This window comes from Arthrobacter sp. BI5 (genome assembly GCF_056680065.1).
Window position 1 is genome coordinate 2,446,085 of record NZ_CM155264.1, and the last position, 17,698, is coordinate 2,463,782.

Genomic DNA, 17,698 nt, shown 5'->3' on the forward strand with positions numbered 1-17,698 from the left:
GGGACCTGCAGGATCCACGCCACAGGGGCCCGTTCGGCTATGTGGGAAACTTCAGTGAACCGGCGCCCGGACTCAGTTCCCCAGGCCCTCCACCTTGGGCAGGGCAAGCTCCTCGCTGCGCGGCAGCTCCTCGACGTTGACGTCTTTGAAGGTGATGACGCGGACGCTCTTGACGAACCGGGCGGAGCGGTAAACGTCCCACACCCAGGCGTCCTGCAGCGTCAGGTCGAAGTAGACCTCGCCGTCGGCGCTGCGCGCCTGCAGGTCGACGTGGTTGGCCAGGTAGAATCGCCGCTCGGTCTCGACCACGTAGCTGAACAGCCCGACGACGTCGCGGTATTCGCGGTAGAGCTGCAGCTCCATGTCGGTTTCATAGTTTTCAAGGTCCTCGGCACTCATGCTTCCATCTTGCACCATCGGGAGACGGGCGCGCGCCACGTGCCCGCCGGCCGGGAGACGGGCGCGCGCCACGGCTCAGTCGCCGAGCAGCTGCCAGCTGACGCGGTGGTATGGGGTGGGACCCTTGGCGCGGAGCGCATCCTTGTGCGCGGCCGTGCCGTAGCCCTTATTCTCGTTCCAGCCGAAGTCCGGGTATTCAGTGTGCAGGGCTGCCATCTGGCGGTCGCGTTCGACCTTGGCCAGCACGGACGCCGCCGCGACGCTGAGGCACTGCATGTCGGCCTTGACCAGGGTGTGGACCGGCGCGTCGCAGCCGGGCTCCTCCGGCACTTCGTCGAACAGCGAGGCCTGCGCCGCCGGTGAGAGCCAGTTGTGGCTGCCGTCCAGCAGCACTACGTCCGGCGTCACCCCGGCGGCCAGCACCGAGAACCAGGCCCGGTTGCCGGCGAGCCGCAGCGCGGCGATGATGCCGAGCGCGTCGATCTCCGCCGCGGACGCGTGCCCCACGGCGGACGCGACACTCCAGCTGCGGACCAGCGGCTCCAGCCGTTCCCGCTCCGTCACCTTGAGCAGCTTGCTGTCCCGCACGTCGGCGAGCAGCCGTTGCTTGTGCAGGTCCACGACGGCGATGCCGACGCTGACGGGGCCGGCCAGGGCGCCGCGGCCCACTTCGTCGATCCCGGCGAGGAGCCGGGCGCCGGAGCCACGGAAGCGGCGCTCGTAGTCGAGGGTGGGTGCTTCGGACACGGCTGCTGTCCTACTTCCCTGCCGGGGCGGGGACGGCGCGGAAGACGTCCGGATAGTTGTCCAGGGCAGTGATCCGGTTCAGCGGCCACGCGATCACGGCCGCTTTGCCTTCGATGTCGGCCAGGTCGATGAAGCCGCCGTTGCTTTCCCGGTGCGCGCGGGAGTCGGCGGAGTGGTTCCGGTTGTCGCCCATGACCCAGACCTTGCCGGCGGGCACCACGACGTCGAAGTCGCGCACCTGCGGGACCTCGGCGCTGTTGACGTACTTCTCGTCCAGCGGCGCGCCGTTGACGGTGAGCCGGCCGCTGCCGTCGCAGCAGATGACGTGGTCCCCCGGCAGGCCGATGACGCGCTTGACGAGGTGCTGTTCGGAGTTGTCCGGGAGCAGGCCGACGAACGTCAGCACGTCCTGGACGCCGGTGAGCGGTCCGGCCGGCTTCTCCGGGGTGGGCACCAGCCAGCCCTTAGTGTCCCGGAAGACGACGACGTCGCCGCGCTCCAGGGCGATCGGTTCCGGCACCAGCAGGTTAACGAAGATGCGGTCGTTGACGTCCAGGGTGTTCATCATGGATTCGGACGGGATGTAGAAGGCCCGGAACAGGAAGGTTTTGATCAGGAAGGACAGCACGACGGCGATCGCCACCACCGTCGCGATCTCCTTGAGCCAGGAGAGCACGGGGCTGCGGCCCTCGCGGGCCTTCGCCTTGCGGGCGCGCGCGGACGACGGTCCGGCGTGCGAGGGACCGTCGTGCGGGGTGCCCTCGGCGCGCTCGGGCTGCGTGGCCGACACCGCGTGCGCCGCTTCTGCCTGCACCGGCACGGCCGCCGGAGCGTGCGCCGGTTCCGGCGCGTGTGTGGGCCGGGGCGCGGCCGGCAGCTGCGTGGTCGGGTGGTCGGTGCCCGGGATGGGCGAGGAGGTCACTCGGGGCTCGTCGTGCCCCCGCGGATCAGGAGTCCGGGGTCCGGTCTCGGGCATCTACTGTCCGTTCTTTATCGTCGTGGCGGCCTCGACGGGCCGCGGTATTGCTGCAAATCTATCAAGCGGCCAGATGATCTGGACCGGCCGGCCGATCACGCGTTCCAGCGGCACCATCCCGCCGCCCGGCGCACCCAGCAGGCTGCGGGAATCGGCCGACTTGGAGCGGTGGTCACCCATCAGCCAGAGCCGTCCGTCCGGGACAATTACGCTGAACTTCAGCTCGCTGGGGGCGTCGCCGGCATACAAATAGGGTTCCTCAAGTTTCTGGCCGTTGACTGTGAGCCGGCCGTCGGCACCACAGCAGACCACGTGGTCGCCAGGCATCCCGATGACACGCTTCACGTAGGTGGTGTCGCTGCCGGTGAGGCCAAGCCAGTGGCCCACGCCGGCGAGTAAGTCGGCCGCCGGACCCCGGCCGCTGCCCAGCGGGGCGAAGGAGCCGCGGCCGTCAAAGACCACGATGTCGCCGCGGCGGACCGGGTCGAAGGCGAAGTCCGTGCGGGACACCACAATCCTGTCCCCGTCGCGGAGCAGCGGCTCCATCGACGCGGACGGGATGAAGTACACGTCCAGCCACAGCGACCGGATCAGGCCGCTGATGGCCACGGCCAGGACCAGGCCTAGAAGCACAAAACGCCAGCCCAGTTTCCTGGGCCGGCGTTTTGCTTGTTCCATGATCCGTGTCCTCTTACGCTTTTCTCAGTTGAACGGCGCAGTGGCGGACGGGCCCGGGAGTTGACCGGACCGTCCTGGATCCGCTGTGAAGTCCGGAGGACTTACTTGGCGGTCTGGAAGTCGCGCTTTTCCTTGATCTTCGCAGCCTTACCGCGCAGTGCACGCATGTAGTAAAGCTTGGCGCGGCGCACGTCACCCTTGGAGACGAGCTCGATCTTGTCGATGATCGGGGAGTGTACCGGGAAGGTACGCTCCACGCCGACGCCGAAGGAGACCTTGCGGACGGTGAAGGTTTCACGGACGCCGTCGCCCTGGCGGCCCAGGACGAAGCCCTGGAAGACCTGGACACGGGAGTTCTTGCCTTCGATGATGTTCACGTGCACCTTGATGGTGTCACCCGCGCGGAACTCGGGAACATCGGTGCGCAGCGAGGCTGCGTCTACGGAATCGAGGATATGCATTGATCCACTCCTGGTGAACGCCACAGGTCATTCACGTTGGGTCACGGCGGCCAAGCCCGGGTGCTTGCGCACTGGAAATTCCCGCCGAAAGTTTTGTCGTTCCGGCTCCGTCAGGAATTGACGGGGCCGGGGTGCCGCGCTGTTGGTGACGCTCCCCCTGTGGCAGGTTCGCACCCAGCAGGCACAAGGACTAATTTTGCCACATTCCGCCGTGTTTTGGTGAATTGGCCGGGCAGGATCCGCCGGGTCTAGGCGTCGGGGCGGCGCTGCAGCCGGCCCTCGACGACGTCGTAGCCGAGTTCCCCGAAAGCCGTCCGGTCCGCGCGGGGCAGTTTGCCGGCGTCGAAGGCGTCCAACAGGTCCGGGCGGCGCTCGGCGGTGCGCCGGTACTGTTCGTGGCGCCGCCACTGCGCGATCTTGCCGTGGTTGCCGCTCAGCAGCACGGCCGGAACCTCTCGTTCCCGCCAGCTGGAGGGCTTGGTGTACACCGGGTATTCGAGCAGGCCGTCGGAGTGGGACTCCTCCACGAGTGATTCGGGGTTCCCGACGACGCCGGGCAGCAGCCTCCCGACGGCCTCGACCATGGCCAGCACGGCCACCTCGCCGCCGTTGAGCACGTAGTCACCGAGGCTCATGGGCCGGACCGTGAAGTGCTCCGCAGCCCATTCCAGCACGCGTTCGTCGATGCCCTCGTAGCGTCCGCAGGCGAAGACCAGCTGGTCCTCCTCCGCGAGTTCGTGCGCAATCGCCTGGCTGAAGCGCTCCCCCGCCGGTGACGGGACAATCAGCACGGGCTTCCGGACGCCCTCCGCGGCGGACGCACCGGATTCCGGCACCGCGCGGGCCACGGCGGTCAGGGCCTGGGCCCAGGGTTCGGGCTTCATCACCATGCCGGCGCCGCCGCCGTACGGGGTGTCATCGACGGTGCGGTGCCGGTCCGTGGTGAAGTCGCGGAGGTCGTGGACGTTCAGCTCCAGCAGGCCGTCCTGCCGCGCCTTCCCGATCAGGGACAGTTCCAGCGGTGCGAGGTACTCGGGAAAGATGCTGACGACGTCGATCCGCATCTTAGGCGTTGTCCCCTGCGCCGCGCTCGGACTTCCCGCGGGCGTCAGCGGCGGCGTCGGCGTCAGCGTCGGCGTCGGTGTCGGTGTCGGCGTCGCCGTCGTCGGGGGTAGCGCCGGCCTCGGTGTTGACCTCAAAAAGGCCGGCCGGCGGGGTAACGAGGACGTACTTTTCGCCGACGTTGACCTCGGGCACGATCTGCTCCACGAATGGGATCAGGATTTCCTTGCCGTCCTGGTCGGTCACCACCAGCAGATCCTGGACCGGCATGGTGTGCAGCCCGGACACCTTGCCGACCACCGTGTCGCCGACGCGGACGTCAAGGCCGACGAGCTCGTGCTCGTACCAGCCCTCGTCGTCGTCCTCGTCCAGTTCCTCGGTTTCGATGTAGAGCTTCGCGCCGCGGAGGGCTTCCGCATCGTTGCGGGTCTCCACCTCTTCGAAGGCCAGCAGCAGGATGTCCTTGTTCCAGCGGGCGCTCTCCACGGTCAGCGGCCCGGCCGACGCCGGTTCCACCACGAACTGCGTGCCGGGAACAAAGCGGTCACCGGGGGCGTCCGTTAGCACCTGGACGGTCACTTCGCCGCGGATGCCGTGGGGCTTGCCGATTCGTGCCACCTGAAGCTGCATCTGTTCCTCTGTTCGGGTTCTTTTTAAGAAATTGGGGGTGTTTACTGCGCAAAACAGTCCGGCCCCTCCACCATAAGCTGGTGGAGGGGCCGGACTAAAGACAAATACTGCTGATCGCGCTACCGGCGGCGGTCGGTGTCGACGACGTCGACCCTGACCGGCTCGCCGTCGGCCAGCGCCGCCACCACAGTGCGCAGTGCGCGTGCGGTGCGGCCCTGACGTCCGATCACCCGTCCGAGGTCGTCCTGATGAACGCGCACTTCGAGGGTGTCCCCGCGGCGGTTGTTCTTCGCACTGACCTTGACGTCCTCGGGACTGTCAACAATCCCTCGGACCAGGTGTTCGAGCGCTTCTGCCAGCAATTTACTCAGCCTCGGTGGTCTCTGCTTCGGCGTCGGCGGGAGCCTCGGCTGCGTCGTCCTTCTTGGCCTTCTTGGTGATGGCTTCCGGGATGATCACGGAACCCTTTTCCGGCGTGACGAAGGCTTCCTTGGGAGCCTTGGTCTTCAAGGTGCCCTCCTGGCCCGGGAGACCCTTGAACTTCTGCCAGTCGCCGGTGATCTTCAGGATCGCGGCGACCTGCTCGGACGGCTGTGCGCCGACGCCGAGCCAGTACTGGGCACGGTCCGTGTCGACCTCGATGTACGAGGGCTCTTCGGTCGGGTGGTACTTGCCGATCTCTTCGATGGCACGGCCGTCACGCTTGGAGCGTGCGTCCATGACGACGATGCGGTAGTACGGTGCGCGCATCTTGCCGAAGCGCTTAAGGCGAATCTTTACGGCCACTTTTGTGGTCACTCCTGTTTCTGAAACGGGGTCGAGCCCGGCGTTCTGCACCCGTGGGGCGGGCCGTACTAGGGGGTTCTAAAGGACAGGATCCGGACGCGGAGAGAGGGGCCACGCAGATCGAGTACCTGTTTATTGTGCCAGATCACCGCGCGGATTTCGACTTGACACCCGCAGCGGGTCACTTACGGCCGGTTTTTGGTCCGGGCGGGCGTCGCGTCAGGAGGTCCAAACGTACAGTCCGGCCTTCGTGGCGGGGTCGACGCCGGCCGCCAGCTCAGCGAGCTGCCGGACGTAACGGGCGGCCTGCTCGGCACCGAAGGGCATGTCCTCCTCGGCCGCCCAGCTCTCCGCGACCTCGGCCAGGACGTCACCCTCGCCCTCGGTCTCGTAGCTGAGCAACTCCGCGAGGGCCCTGACCATCGCTGCCGGAACGCCCAGCAGCGAGTCGCTGGCAACGTCCACCATCGCCAGCTCGTATTCGGCGCCCGCGGCGTGCACGGCGGTGCCGGCCAGGTCGCCCAGACGCTCGACCTCGAAGTCGCTGATGTCGGGAATCCGGACGGCGCCCGGGGCAGCCGCGGCGCCGCCGTCGAGGGCCGACGCGCGCTTCAGGGCAGCGTCATGGGTGGCGACGAAGATTTCAGTAAATCCCAAGGAAGTGCTCCTCATCAAGGGTAGGTGTGACGTGGTGCCGGCGGCCGCACTGCAGGCAGGAAGCTGCGGCGGCCATCCGGTTTCAGCCTAGCCCAGACGGGGCGGCGGCCCGACCGGACATGCCCTCCCCCAGCAGTGAGCAATGAGCAGAATGCCGCTATGCCCATTCCCGGCCGCGAAGAATGGACATGCTCCTCGCTCCACATCTGCGAAGGATGAGCTTGTTCCTCGCTCGAGGTCGGCGGAGGATGGAACGCTCCTCGCCCCTCGTCCCGCGAGAACGGACATGCCCTCCCTTAGCCACGAGCAATGAGCAGAATGCCGCTATGCCCACTCCGTGCTGCGAAGGATGAGCATGCTCCTCGCTCCGTGCCGCGAAGAATGCACATGCTCCTCGCTCTTGGCCGCCCGAGGATGAGCATGCCCTCCCTCAGCCACGAGCAATGGGCAGAATGCCGCTATGCCCACTCCCTGCCGCGAAGGATGGACATGCCCCTCGCTCCACGTCCGCGAAGGATGGGCATGTCCCGCGGGCCGTGAGGAAGCGGACCGGATCGCACCCCGCCCCGCATCGCGGCCAGGCAGCGGACCTTAGCGAACGGCGACGCGGATCCGGTTGCGCCACGGATCATCGAAGCGCAGCTCGGCCCCGGTGTGGTGGGACTTCACGCCGGCGGTCTTGAGCCGGTCGGCGAGGGCGCCGACGTCGTCTCCGGAGGGAACCTCGATGAGCACTTCGCCCAGGCCCAGGGTGTCGTGGCGGGGCCCGGCGCCGCGGCTGTTCCAGACGTTCATGGCCATGTGGTGGTGGTAGCCGCCGGCGGAGACGAACAGGGCCTGGCCGTGCCAGCCCGCCGTCTTCTCGAAGCCGAGCGTCCCGACGTAGAAGTCGTGGGCGGACTGCACGTCGCCGACCTGCAGGTGGACGTGCCCGACGCCGGCATCGGCCTCGCGCTGTCCGGCCACCGACGCTTCGGTGAGGTGCTGCTCGAGGTAGCGCTGCGGCGGCAGGGCGAGGCTGTCCATCACCACGTTCTTGCCGTCCCAGGACCAGGCGTCGCGGGGCCGGTCCCAGTACAGCTCGATGCCGTTGCCCTCCGGGTCGTTGAAGTAGAAGGCTTCACTGACGAGGTGGTCGGCGCTGCCGGTGAAGGACTGCGGCTCGTACTGCGCGGCGGAGGCGACGGTGGCGGCCAGTGAGGGCTGGTCCTCGAACAGCAGGGCGGTGTGGAAAAGGCCGGCCTCGCCGCGGGAGGGCAGGTTCAGCCCGGGGGCGGGGGCCAGGTGGACCAGGGGCTTGCGCTTGCGCCCGAGGTAGAGGCCGCCGTCCTGCTCGGCGACGATGTCCAGGCCGAGGGCGCGCTGGTAGTAATCGGTCATGACCGACATGTCCCCGACCTTGAGCATCACGGTGCCCATGGTGAGTTCGGCGGGAAGGAGATCCTGGGTGCTGGCTTCTGCGGTCATCGAAACGCTCCGGTGGTCCTGTGGCCACCGACCTTCGGTGACCTTGCATAGACTTAAATTACTTGAAGCTTCAATTTATTCCTAATGCGGGACATGCCCTCGACCGACCAGTTCCCCGCGCAGCACGATGCCCCGGGGCTCGCGCAGGGTCGCAAGGTTCCGGCGGGGGTCCTCGGCGCAGACGAGCACGTCCGCGCTGGCTCCTTCGGCGATCGACTCGGCGCCGAGCCAGCCCCGGGCGGCCCAGGTTCCGGCGTCGAGGGCGGCAGCGGCCGGGAGTCCGGCGGCGTGCAGGGCCTCGACTTCATCGACGATCCGGCCGTGTTTGATGACGCTGCCCGCGTCCGTCCCGGCGTAGATGGCCACGCCGGCTTCGTACGCTTCCAGGATCCGCTCGGCCCGGCGTTCCCAGAGTGAGCGCATGTGCGCGGCGTAGCGCGGGAACTTGCCTTCGGCCTGGGCCGCGATGTCCGGGAAGGTGGCAATGTTGATCAGCGTGGGCACGATCGGCACGCCCTGTTCGACGAAACGGGGCAGGTGCCGGGGCAGCAGCCCGGTGCCGTGTTCGATGCAGTCAATCCCGGCGTCGAGCATGTCATCAAGGGTGTCTTCCGCGAAGCAGTGCGCCGTGACGCGGGCGCCCTCGTCGTGCGCCGCCCGGACGGCGTCTTTGACGGCCCCGGCCGGGAAGCTGGCGGCGAGGTCGCCGGCGTCGCGGTCGATCCAGTCCCCCACCAGCTTGACCCAGCCGTCCCCCGCGCGGGCCTGCTTGCGCACGGCCTCCACCAGGCCCCCGGGTTCAACCTCGATGGCGAAGCCCCGCAGGTACCGGCGCGTCCTCGCGATGTGCCGGCCGGAGCGGATGATGCGCGGCAGGTCGCGCCGCTGCTGGATCCACCGGGTGTCATGGACCGCGCCGGCATCGCGGACCAGCAGGGTCCCGGCGTCGCGGTCGGTCAGGGCCTGCCGCTCCGCGACCTCGTCCGGGACGTCGCCGCCGGGGCCGAGCCCGATGTGGCAGTGCGCGTCGACCAGGCCCGGGATGACCCAGCCGTCCAGGACCAGATCCGGCGCGGCCGCGGGGCGGGTGAAGGTCAGCCTGCCGTCGACGGCCCACAGTCCGCGCCGCTCCTGGTCGGCTGCCGTGAGGACGGGGCCGCTGAATTCGATGATGCTGCTCATGGCCTAAAGCTTAATCCGCATCGCAATCCGCCGGCCCAGCTCATCCAGCCCGCATTGGGCTTCGCGTTCCCGCGCGGCGGCCAGGGCACCCGAAGGCCCGGCGACCAGCTCGAAGCCGCAGCTCGCGTAAAAGGGTCCATTGAACGGAACGCCCGCAAAGGTGCACAGCGTCATGGACTCATAACCACGACGGCGGGCCTCGCCGAGGGCTGCCTGCACCAGGGCCCTTCCGATGCCGCGCCCGGCAAAGTCGGGATGCACCGAGAGTTGTTCAAGATGGGCCTGGCCGCAGACTTCGTCGACCCGGGCGAATCCGACCGGAGGGCTTCCGGCGACCAAAACAAAGAGACGATCATCCGGGCCCGCCTGCTCCGGAGCCGGGAACGGCGGGCACCCAAGTTCCACTTCGAGCAGGCGGTCGGCCGCTGCTTCGAGGGCCGGTAGGCCCGGGAGGTCTTCAATGGTCGCGGCCCTGATGCCGGGCAAGGCCCTGCGCTGAATCACGATGCCACGCTAACACGGGGACGACCGGGCTCCCGCGACGGCTTCCCGGCGCCCTGTGGTAGCTTCGTTTACGACCACACGGGTGCCCCTGCAGGGGCTGAGATCAGGCTGGTGCAGCCTGCGACCGTTGAACCTGTCCGGGTAATGCCGGCGAAGGAAGTGAGTAGTTCTTTGAGCGCAACAAATCCACAGCACAGCCCTGCCCGGAACGGAAACGACGCCGCACCAGCGGAGAATCCCGTCAGCGACGCAACTCCCGTGACGCAGTCCCTTAAGTCTCATGCCCTCGCGTATGTCGAAGACGGCGGGATCCGCGTCCCGGTGACGGAAATTGCCTTGGATCCATCCCCTGGCGGCGTCGGGAATCCTCCCTTCCGGGTGTACCGCACCGCGGGACCGGGCAGCGACCCGGTAGTAGGGCTCGCCGGCTTCCGCAGTGAATGGATCGCCGGACGCGGGGACACGGAACCCTACAGCGGCCGGGAACGCAACCTGCTCGACGACGGCAAGTCCGCGGTCCGGCGCGGTGCCGCCTCGGCGGAATGGCGGGGCGCGCCGCCGGAGCCCCGCCGCGCCGTCGAAGGCCGAACGGTCACACAGATGCATTACGCACGACAGGGCATCGTGACACCGGAAATGCGCTTCGTCGCTCTGCGGGAGAACTGCGACGTCGAGCTCGTCCGCAGCGAAGTCGCCGCCGGCCGGGCCATCATCCCCAGCAACATCAACCACCCGGAGTCCGAGCCGATGATCATCGGGAAGGCGTTCCTGGTCAAGATCAACGCGAACATCGGCAACTCCGCGGTCACCAGCTCCATCGCCGAGGAGGTCGACAAGCTCCAGTGGGCCACGCAATGGGGCGCAGACACGGTAATGGACCTGTCGACCGGGGACGACATCCACACCACCCGCGAATGGATAATCCGCAACTCCCCCGTCCCGATCGGCACGGTACCGATTTACCAGGCCCTGGAAAAGGTCAACGGCGAAGCGAACGCCCTGACCTGGGAAATCTTCCGTGACACCGTGATCGAACAGTGCGAGCAGGGCGTCGACTATATGACCATCCACGCGGGAGTGCTGCTGCGGTACGTCCCGTTGACCGCCAACCGGGTCACCGGAATCGTGTCCCGCGGCGGTTCCATCATGGCCGGGTGGTGCCTGGCGCACCATCAGGAGAACTTCCTTTACACACACTTCGACGAGCTGTGCGAAATTTTCGCACGCTACGATGTCGCCTTCTCACTCGGCGACGGGCTGCGGCCGGGGTCGACGGCGGACGCCAACGACGCTGCCCAGTTCGCCGAACTGGACACGCTGGCCGAGCTCACGCAGCGGGCCTGGGAGTTCGATGTCCAGGTCATGGTGGAAGGCCCGGGACATGTGCCGTTCCACCTCGTCAGGGAGAACGTGGCGCGCCAGCAAGAACTCTGCAAGGGCGCGCCGTTCTACACACTGGGGCCGCTGGTCACGGACATCGCACCGGGCTATGACCACATCACCTCGGCGATCGGCGCCACGGAGATCGCCCGGTACGGCACGGCCATGCTGTGCTACGTCACGCCAAAGGAGCACCTGGGCCTGCCCAACAAGGACGATGTGAAGACCGGCGTCATCACCTACAAGATCGCCGCCCACGCCGCCGACCTGGCCAAGGGGCATCCCGGTGCACACGAACGCGACGATGCCCTGTCCAAGGCCCGGTTCGAATTCCGTTGGCGGGACCAGTTCGCACTGTCCCTGGACCCGGTGACCGCGGAGGCCTTCCACGACGAGACTCTGCCGGCCGAACCGGCCAAGACAGCCCACTTCTGTTCCATGTGCGGGCCGAAGTTCTGCTCCATGCGGATCAGCCAGGACATCCGGGACGAATACGGTTCCGCCGATTCCCAGGCTGCGTTGGCACAGACGGCAGCCGGAATGCGCGCGAAAAGCCACGAATTCCTGGCAGCCGGCGGCAAGGTCTACCTGCCCGCGCCCTCCCTAGGCGCACCCTCCTAGCCTGGGGTCCGGGCGCCGGCCTGATGCGCGGGACCGGCACGTCAGGAGGCGTGGGCGTGCCGGCTGCGGTTGACGTCCGCGATGAAGGAGCGGATGGCCCGGTCGCCTTCCTTGGAATCCTGCGGCCGGTGCCCGCCCGGGGCGGTGCGGTGCAGGGCGCCCGTCTCCCGCAGGTAGCCGGCAATTTCCTCATAGAGCGGTTCCCAGCCGCCGGTCAGCACCAGCGTCGGCACACCGGGAACGATCTGCAGCGGGGCTTCCCACGGCGGCGCCTGCAGGCGGAGCCGGCGCGCGGCGCGTCCGTCCTCCACCGCGGGTTCGCCCACACTGCCGCGGACCGGGGCGTGGGCGGCGAACACGCGGCGCACGAACTCGCGGTGGAAATCCTCGTCGCCAAGGTTGTGCCGGACGTCAAAGAGCGGCTGCATCAGGGCCCGGTGCGCGGCAGTCGCCGGCAGTTCGGCCGTGAGCGAGAGGCAGGCCGGTTCCACCAGGGTGAGGGACTGCACCAGGTCGGGGCGTTCGACGGCGGCCATCATCGCGGCGATTGCGCCCTGCGAATGGGCCACGACATGGCCGCCGGCCTCGCCGCGGCCGTCGTCCGCCAGGGCCCGCAACACGATGCCGGCATCGGCGGCGAAGTCCGTTTCCCGCGGTTCGGCCACGGGGTCGAAGCCGTGCCGCCGCAGGAACAGGGCGTCGTAGCTGAGCGCCATGCCGTGCTGTTTCGGCCACGCCGCGGCACCAAAACTGCCGGCCCCGTGGACGAAGACTACGCGCTGCTTGAACATGCCCTAAGCCTATGGCACCGCCCCGTCAACGGGGCCGACGACATACTGGCTGCCGGCATGCTACTGCCGGCATGCTGCCGCCGCCGTCCGGTCGAAGGGTCCTGCCGCCGCCGTCCTGTCGAATGGTCCCGTCGAAGGCAACCCGGCTTCAGCTACTTGCTGCCGCCGAGAAACTTGTCGAAGCCTTTGGGCAGGTTCAGCTGGGAGGGATCGAACTCCCCGCCCTGCTGGCCGAAGGCTGCCCCGGTGGGTACGGTCTTGGGGCCGGCGGCGCGCCGTGCCTCCGCGTCCTTGAGTTCCTGCGCAGCCTTGGCCGGATTGCCGGAGCGGGCCTTCTTCTTCGGCGTGCTCTTGGCTCCCTTGCGGGCACCGCCGCCGCCCATCCCGGGCATTCCCGGCATACCGGGCATGCCGCCGCCGGCCGCCATCTTCTTCATCATCTTCTGCGCCTGGGCAAAACGTTCCAGCAGGCCGTTGACCTCGGAGACGTGCACGCCGGAGCCGCGGGCGATGCGGGCGCGGCGGGAGCCGTTGATGATCTTGGGGGCCACCCGCTCGTGCGGGGTCATGGACCGGACGATCGCCTCGACCCGGTCGATTTCGCGCTCGTCAAACTGCTCCAGCTGCTGCCGGATGTTCTGCGCACCGGGCATCATCATGAGCATCTTCTTCATGGAGCCCATGTTGCGGATCTGCTGCATCTGGGCCAGGAAGTCCTCGAGGGTGAAGTCCTCCTGGTCGGCGAACTTCTTCGCCATCCGGGCCGCTTCGTCCTTGTCCCAGGACTTTTCCGCCTGTTCGATCAGGGTCAGCACGTCGCCCATGTCGAGGATGCGCGAGGCCATCCGGTCCGGGTGGAAGAGCTCGAAGTCGTCCAGGCCTTCGCCGGTGGACGCGAACATGACCGGCTTGCCGGTGACCGACGCGACGGACAGCGCGGCACCGCCGCGGGCGTCGCCGTCGAGCTTGGAAAGCACGATGCCGGTGAAGTTGACGCCTTCATCGAAAGCCATCGCCGTGTTGACGGCGTCCTGGCCGATCATCGAGTCGATCACGAAGAGGACTTCGTTGGGGACGATCGCGCGGCGGATCTGGCGGGCCTGTTCCATCATTTCGGCGTCGACGCCGAGCCGGCCGGCGGTGTCCACGATCACGACGTCGTGCAGGGTGCGCTTGGCTTCCTCGACGCCGGCACGCGCGACGGCGACCGGGTCACCGGCGGGGTGGTCCAGCTCGGTGGAGGTGGCACCCGGGTGCGGGGCGAAGACGGGAACGCCGGCGCGCTGGCCGACCACCTGCAGCTGGGTCACGGCATTGGGGCGCTGCAGGTCGCAGGCCACCAGCATGGGGCTGTGGCCCTGCGCCTTGAGGAACCTGGAGAGCTTGCCGGCGAGCGTGGTCTTACCGGCGCCCTGGAGGCCGGCGAGCATGATGATGGTGGGGCCGGTCTTGGCCAGCCGGATGCGGCGGGTCTCGCCGCCGAGGATCTCGACGAGTTCCTCGTTGACGATCTTCACGATCTGCTGACTCGGGTTCAGCGCACCGGAGACCTCGGCGCCGAGGGCCCGCTCGCGCACGCGGCCGGTGAACTCCCGGACCACCGGCACGGCAACGTCGGCGTCCAGCAGGGCACGCCGGATTTCGCGGACCGTGGCGTCAACGTCCGCCTCGGTCAGGCGGCCCTTGCCACGGAGGTTCTTGAAGGTTGCTGTCAACCGGTCAGAGAGTGAATTGAACACGCGCCGTGCACTTCTTTCAGTGGATCTACAGCTGGCGGCCAGTGCGGCACGCCAGAGTCGTGACTGTTTCGCCGGAACGAACTGCCTCGACAACGGGACTCGACTATCTAGGGTACCAAGACGCGCCTTCAAGATGGCATGCTGGCTTAGGTGACCAGTCAACCAACTGTAAAAACCCTGCTCATCCTCGGTGCCTCGGGCGACCTGACCGGCCGGCTGCTGCTGCCGGGCCTGGCCCGGCTGGTGGCGAAGGGCCACGCGACGGGCCTCACCCTGGTGGGTGCGGGCTCGGACGACTGGGCCCCGGAACACTGGCTGGAGCGCCTTGAGACCTCCTTCGCCGACGCCAACTCGCAGGCCAACACCACCGGCAAGCGCGAGCTGAAGCGGATCCGCGAAACCACCAGCTACCACCGGCTGGACGTCACCGCCGAGGGGCAACTGTCCGGGCTGCTGGCCACGCTGGACGGACCCGTGGCCGTCTACTTCGCGCTGCCGCCGAAGATCAGCCAGCTGGCCTGCGAGGCCCTGACCCCGGAGCAGGTCCCCGAGGGAACCCGGCTGGTGATGGAGAAACCGTTCGGGTCCAGCGAGGAATCGGCGCGGGAGCTCAACAAGACCCTGGCCGCGCTGGTCCCGGAGGACCACATCCACCGGGTGGACCACTTCCTGGGCAAGGCCACGGTACTGAACATCCTGGGCCTGCGCTTCGCGAACACCTTCCTGGAGCCGGTGTGGAACCGGGACTACGTCGAGAAGGTGGAGATCATCTTCGATGAGGACCTCGCGCTCGAGGGCCGTGCCCGCTACTACGACGGCGCCGGCGCCCTCCGCGACATGATCCAGAGCCACCTGCTGCAGATCATGGCGCTGCTGGCGATCGAACCGCCCGCCTCGGTGGACGAACGGGACCTGCGCGACGCCGTCGCCACCCTCCTGCGGGCCAGCAGCATCAAGGCCCCGTATGCCAAGAACACCCGCCGGGCACGCTACACGGCGGGATCAATCGACGGCCGGAAGGTCCCGGACTACGCCAAGGAAGAGGGCGTGGACGCCTCCCGGAACACCGAAACCCTCGCCGAGGTGCGGGTGGACATCGACAACTGGCGCTGGCAGGGCGTGCCGTTCAACCTCCGCTCGGGCAAGGCACTGGGCTCCATGCGCAAGGAGGCCGTGGTCACCTTCCGGCCGGTGCCGCACCTGCCCCGGGGCTTCACCGGGGTGGACGCCCCCAACCAGCTGCGGATCGGCTTCGGCCCGGACACGCTGCAGTTCGACGTCGATGTGAACGGCCCCGGCAACGTGCTTAGCCTGGACCGGGCCACCCTGAAGGCCGAACTCAGCGCCTCCGAGCTGCTCCCTTACGGCGAAGTCCTCGAAGGGGTGCTGAACGGGGACCCGCTGCTGTCCGTGCGCGGCGACACCGCGGAAGACTGCTGGCGCATCCTCGAACCCGTGCTCAAGGCCTGGTCCCGGGACAGTGTGCCGCTGGAGGAATACGCCGCAGGTTCCGCCGGCCCGGAGGGCTGGCCGACGTAAGCGACGCGCCGCCGCCCCAACGCAGGCAACAAAAAGCGGGCCGGACACCTTTTCAGGTACCCGGCCCGCTGTCGCAACCCCCGATCGCGGTCCGCTTGCGCGGCTACGGCTGGAGGGCCGCGGCCCTAGATGGCTGCTGCGCCGCGCTCCCCGGTGCGGACGCGTACTGCCTCGAACACATCCATCGTCCAGACCTTCCCGTCACCGGCCCGGCCGGTGTTCGAGCTGGCAATGATGACGTCCAGGATGTCGTCCGCCTGTTCGTCGGTGGCCAGCACCTCGACCCGGATCTTCGGCAGCAGGTCCACGTTGTACTCGGCGCCTCGGTACACCTCCGTGTAGCCGCGCTGCCGGCCGTAGCCACTGGCCGCGCTGACCGTCAGGCCCTGCACACCGTAGGCTTCAAGGCCTTCCCTGATTGCGTCGAGCTTTTCCGGACGGACGATTGCGGTGATCAGTTTCATGCTTCCACACTTTCCTTGCCTGCGGCGGTCTTCTTGCCGTTCGACGTGACGTCCACGGACTCGGTGGCCGGTACTTCCACGCCCTCGTCCAGCTGCTTACCGGTGATGAGTTCGTGCAGCGGCTGGAAGCTTCCGCCGCGGCCGCTGACACCGAACTCGTAGGCCGTCTCGGCGTGCAGGCTCAGGTCCACACCCACAACTTCCTGTTCGTGGGAGACCCGGAAGCCCATGAGCTTGTGGATCGGGAAGGCGATGATGAACGTCATGATCGCCGTGAACGCCATGGCGATCAGTGCTGCCAGGACCTGGGCGACGAGCTGCGTGGTGCCGCCGCCGTAGAACAGGCCCGCGGTGCCCTGGGCCGGGGTGGCGAGGAAACCGATCGCCACGGTGCCGACCACGCCGGAGACAAGGTGCACACCGACGACGTCGAGCGAGTCGTCGTAGCCGAACTTGAACTTCAGGCCGACGGCGAGCGCGGACGCCACACCGGCAACGACGCCGAGGGCGATCGCCCCGAGCGGTGAGACGTTGGCGCAGGCCGGGGTGATGGCGACCAGCCCTGCCACGACGCCGGAAGCGGCGCCGAGGGACGTCGGGTGTCCGTCACGGAAGCGTTCGACGGCCAGCCAGCCAAGCATCGCTGCGGCCGGAGCGGCCAGCGTGTTGATCCAGATCAAACCGGCCTGCTCAACCGTGGCGGCGGCGCCGGCGTTGAAGCCGAACCAGCCGAACCAGAGGATCGCTGCGCCCACCATGACAAACGGGACGTTGTGCGGGCGGTGGTTGGGGTCCTTGCCGAAGCCGCGGCGGTTGCCGATGATCAGCACCAGGATGAGGCCCGCGACGCCGGCGTTGATGTGGACCACGGTGCCGCCGGCGAAGTCGATGACCGGAGCGAAGGTCTGGCCGAACCAGCCGTCCGCGGAGAACAAGCCTCCGCCCCAGACCATGTAGGCCAGCGGCGCGTAGACCAGCGTGGCCCAGATGGGCGTGAAGATGACCCAGGCGGAGAACTTGGCCCGGTCTGCTACGGCGCCGGAGATCAGCGCGACGGTGATGATGGCGAAGGTTGCCGCGTACCCTACCTTGAGCAGGTCGGCCGGTTCGGTGAAGTTGTGCAGCCCGAAGTGGCTGGTGGGGTTCGCGAAGATCTGGAAGAAGTTGTCTTCGTTGCTGGTGGCCATCGAAGCGCCCCAGAGGACCCACATGATGCCGACGGTTCCGATGGCGACGAAGCTCATCATCATCATGTTCAATGCCGACTTGGCACGGGTCATGCCGCCGTAGAAGAATGCCAGGCCCGGGGTCATGAACAGCACAAGGGCTGACGCGACCAGGAGCCAAACGAGACCTGCGGTGAGTTCCATGGTCTGCGTCCTCTCTTGCTCTTAGGTGCGGACTTGTCCGCCGGTCCAACGCGTTTTGCGTTCTAAGAAGAGTTTGCTGGCGCAGTGTTTCACCGGCAGAGGATTTACATTGCCGGGTTGTTACAAGAACCTCCCGGAAGTAAATGGTGCGTCTCGCGCTTGTTACGGTTATGTTTCACGCGTTCAATCACGCCCCCGCCTGCCCCTGGGCACCAGCAGCAGCACCGAAAGCAGCACCGAAAGCA

At 67.7% G+C, this 17,698-nt stretch carries 19 protein-coding genes and 1 riboswitch; of the genes, 2 read left to right on the forward strand and 17 right to left on the reverse strand.

What is annotated here, in order from left to right; genetic code table 11:
- Positions 1-72: 72 nt before the first annotated feature.
- From AC1MED_RS11250 to AC1MED_RS11310, 13 genes are all read right to left on the reverse strand, one after another.
- Positions 73-399, reverse strand: coding sequence for a DUF2469 domain-containing protein (locus AC1MED_RS11250; protein WP_056426737.1), 327 nt, complete (start codon positions 397-399; stop codon positions 73-75).
- A 75-nt stretch (positions 400-474) separates the two neighbouring features.
- The gene (locus AC1MED_RS11255) at positions 475-1,146 is read right to left on the reverse strand and encodes a ribonuclease HII (RefSeq protein WP_346960767.1); all 672 of its coding nucleotides are present in this window, start codon (positions 1,144-1,146) and stop codon (positions 475-477) included.
- A gap of 10 nt (positions 1,147-1,156) precedes the next feature.
- Positions 1,157-2,068, reverse strand: coding sequence for a signal peptidase I (lepB, locus tag AC1MED_RS11260; protein WP_479783360.1), 912 nt, complete (start codon positions 2,066-2,068; stop codon positions 1,157-1,159).
- A 54-nt stretch (positions 2,069-2,122) separates the two neighbouring features.
- A complete protein-coding gene (lepB, locus tag AC1MED_RS11265; protein ID WP_479783361.1) occupies positions 2,123-2,800 on the reverse strand; it encodes a signal peptidase I in 678 nt (225 codons plus the stop codon).
- A gap of 101 nt (positions 2,801-2,901) precedes the next feature.
- Entirely contained in the window at positions 2,902-3,261 is a 360-nt protein-coding gene (rplS, locus tag AC1MED_RS11270; RefSeq protein WP_146337296.1) for a 50S ribosomal protein L19, read from the reverse strand.
- 248 nt (positions 3,262-3,509) lie between these two features.
- The gene (gene trmD / locus AC1MED_RS11275) at positions 3,510-4,325 is read right to left on the reverse strand and encodes a tRNA (guanosine(37)-N1)-methyltransferase TrmD (protein ID WP_346960770.1); all 816 of its coding nucleotides are present in this window, start codon (positions 4,323-4,325) and stop codon (positions 3,510-3,512) included.
- A 1-nt stretch (position 4,326) separates the two neighbouring features.
- Positions 4,327-4,953 (reverse strand): ribosome maturation factor RimM, encoded by a 627-nt coding sequence (rimM, locus tag AC1MED_RS11280; RefSeq protein WP_479783362.1) that lies wholly within the window; start codon positions 4,951-4,953, stop codon positions 4,327-4,329.
- Positions 4,954-5,072: 119 nt separating this feature from the next.
- Positions 5,073-5,315, reverse strand: a complete 243-nt coding sequence (locus tag AC1MED_RS11285; protein ID WP_056426755.1) for an RNA-binding protein — start codon at positions 5,313-5,315, stop codon at positions 5,073-5,075.
- A 1-nt stretch (position 5,316) separates the two neighbouring features.
- Positions 5,317-5,739, reverse strand: a complete 423-nt coding sequence (gene rpsP / locus AC1MED_RS11290) for a 30S ribosomal protein S16 (RefSeq protein WP_138769023.1) — start codon at positions 5,737-5,739, stop codon at positions 5,317-5,319.
- Positions 5,740-5,958: 219 nt separating this feature from the next.
- A complete protein-coding gene (locus AC1MED_RS11295; protein WP_479783363.1) occupies positions 5,959-6,396 on the reverse strand; it encodes a hypothetical protein in 438 nt (145 codons plus the stop codon).
- A 591-nt stretch (positions 6,397-6,987) separates the two neighbouring features.
- On the reverse strand, positions 6,988-7,863 hold the full coding sequence (locus AC1MED_RS11300; protein ID WP_479783364.1) for a VOC family protein: 876 nt from the start codon (positions 7,861-7,863) through the stop codon (positions 6,988-6,990).
- 81 nt (positions 7,864-7,944) lie between these two features.
- A complete protein-coding gene (locus tag AC1MED_RS11305) occupies positions 7,945-9,045 on the reverse strand; it encodes an amidohydrolase family protein (RefSeq protein WP_479783365.1) in 1,101 nt (366 codons plus the stop codon).
- 3 nt (positions 9,046-9,048) lie between these two features.
- Positions 9,049-9,549: a GNAT family N-acetyltransferase gene (locus tag AC1MED_RS11310; protein ID WP_479783366.1), complete on the reverse strand. Its 501-nt coding sequence runs from the start codon at positions 9,547-9,549 to the stop codon at positions 9,049-9,051.
- Between the two features lie 68 nt (positions 9,550-9,617).
- Positions 9,618-9,725, forward strand: a riboswitch (TPP riboswitch).
- Here AC1MED_RS11310 and thiC point away from each other — a divergent pair.
- Positions 9,694-11,550 (forward strand): phosphomethylpyrimidine synthase ThiC, encoded by a 1,857-nt coding sequence (gene thiC / locus AC1MED_RS11315; protein WP_479783367.1) that lies wholly within the window; start codon positions 9,694-9,696, stop codon positions 11,548-11,550. Its footprint overlaps the riboswitch before it by 32 nt.
- Before the next feature lie 41 nt (positions 11,551-11,591).
- On the opposite strand, the gene AC1MED_RS11320 is transcribed toward thiC, so the two are convergent.
- Positions 11,592-12,341 (reverse strand): alpha/beta fold hydrolase, encoded by a 750-nt coding sequence (locus tag AC1MED_RS11320; RefSeq protein ID WP_346959965.1) that lies wholly within the window; start codon positions 12,339-12,341, stop codon positions 11,592-11,594.
- 152 nt (positions 12,342-12,493) lie between these two features.
- Positions 12,494-14,080, reverse strand: a complete 1,587-nt coding sequence (ffh, locus tag AC1MED_RS11325; protein ID WP_479783368.1) for a signal recognition particle protein — start codon at positions 14,078-14,080, stop codon at positions 12,494-12,496.
- 150 nt (positions 14,081-14,230) lie between these two features.
- On the opposite strand from ffh, the gene AC1MED_RS11330 reads away from it, so the two are divergent.
- On the forward strand, positions 14,231-15,619 hold the full coding sequence (locus AC1MED_RS11330) for a glucose-6-phosphate dehydrogenase (protein ID WP_479783369.1): 1,389 nt from the start codon (positions 14,231-14,233) through the stop codon (positions 15,617-15,619).
- A 125-nt stretch (positions 15,620-15,744) separates the two neighbouring features.
- On the opposite strand, the gene AC1MED_RS11335 is transcribed toward AC1MED_RS11330, so the two are convergent.
- Together AC1MED_RS11335 and AC1MED_RS11340 are read right to left on the reverse strand one after the other, a co-directional pair.
- Positions 15,745-16,083 (reverse strand): P-II family nitrogen regulator, encoded by a 339-nt coding sequence (locus tag AC1MED_RS11335; RefSeq protein ID WP_136322366.1) that lies wholly within the window; start codon positions 16,081-16,083, stop codon positions 15,745-15,747.
- Positions 16,080-17,453, reverse strand: coding sequence for an ammonium transporter (locus AC1MED_RS11340; protein WP_479783370.1), 1,374 nt, complete (start codon positions 17,451-17,453; stop codon positions 16,080-16,082). The genes AC1MED_RS11335 and AC1MED_RS11340 overlap by 4 nt, the downstream gene beginning before the upstream one ends.
- Positions 17,454-17,698: the final 245 nt, after the last annotated feature.

Bases quoted from the DNA above. Each gene is read 5' to 3' on its own strand.
- AC1MED_RS11250 (WP_056426737.1), bottom strand. From the start codon at position 399: ATGAGTGCCGAGGACCTTGAAAACTATGAAACCGACATGGAGCTGCAG.
- lepB (WP_479783361.1), bottom strand. From the start codon at position 2,800: ATGGAACAAGCAAAACGCCGGCCCAGGAAACTGGGCTGGCGTTTTGTG.
- rplS (WP_146337296.1), bottom strand. From the start codon at position 3,261: ATGCATATCCTCGATTCCGTAGACGCAGCCTCGCTGCGCACCGATGTT.
- trmD (WP_346960770.1), bottom strand. From the start codon at position 4,325: ATGCGGATCGACGTCGTCAGCATCTTTCCCGAGTACCTCGCACCGCTG.
- rimM (WP_479783362.1), bottom strand. From the start codon at position 4,953: ATGCAGCTTCAGGTGGCACGAATCGGCAAGCCCCACGGCATCCGCGGC.
- AC1MED_RS11300 (WP_479783364.1), bottom strand. From the start codon at position 7,863: ATGACCGCAGAAGCCAGCACCCAGGATCTCCTTCCCGCCGAACTCACC.
- AC1MED_RS11305 (WP_479783365.1), bottom strand. From the start codon at position 9,045: ATGAGCAGCATCATCGAATTCAGCGGCCCCGTCCTCACGGCAGCCGAC.
- thiC (WP_479783367.1), top strand. From the start codon at position 9,694: ATGCCGGCGAAGGAAGTGAGTAGTTCTTTGAGCGCAACAAATCCACAG.
- AC1MED_RS11320 (WP_346959965.1), bottom strand. From the start codon at position 12,341: ATGTTCAAGCAGCGCGTAGTCTTCGTCCACGGGGCCGGCAGTTTTGGT.
- AC1MED_RS11335 (WP_136322366.1), bottom strand. From the start codon at position 16,083: ATGAAACTGATCACCGCAATCGTCCGTCCGGAAAAGCTCGACGCAATC.
- AC1MED_RS11340 (WP_479783370.1), bottom strand. From the start codon at position 17,453: ATGGAACTCACCGCAGGTCTCGTTTGGCTCCTGGTCGCGTCAGCCCTT.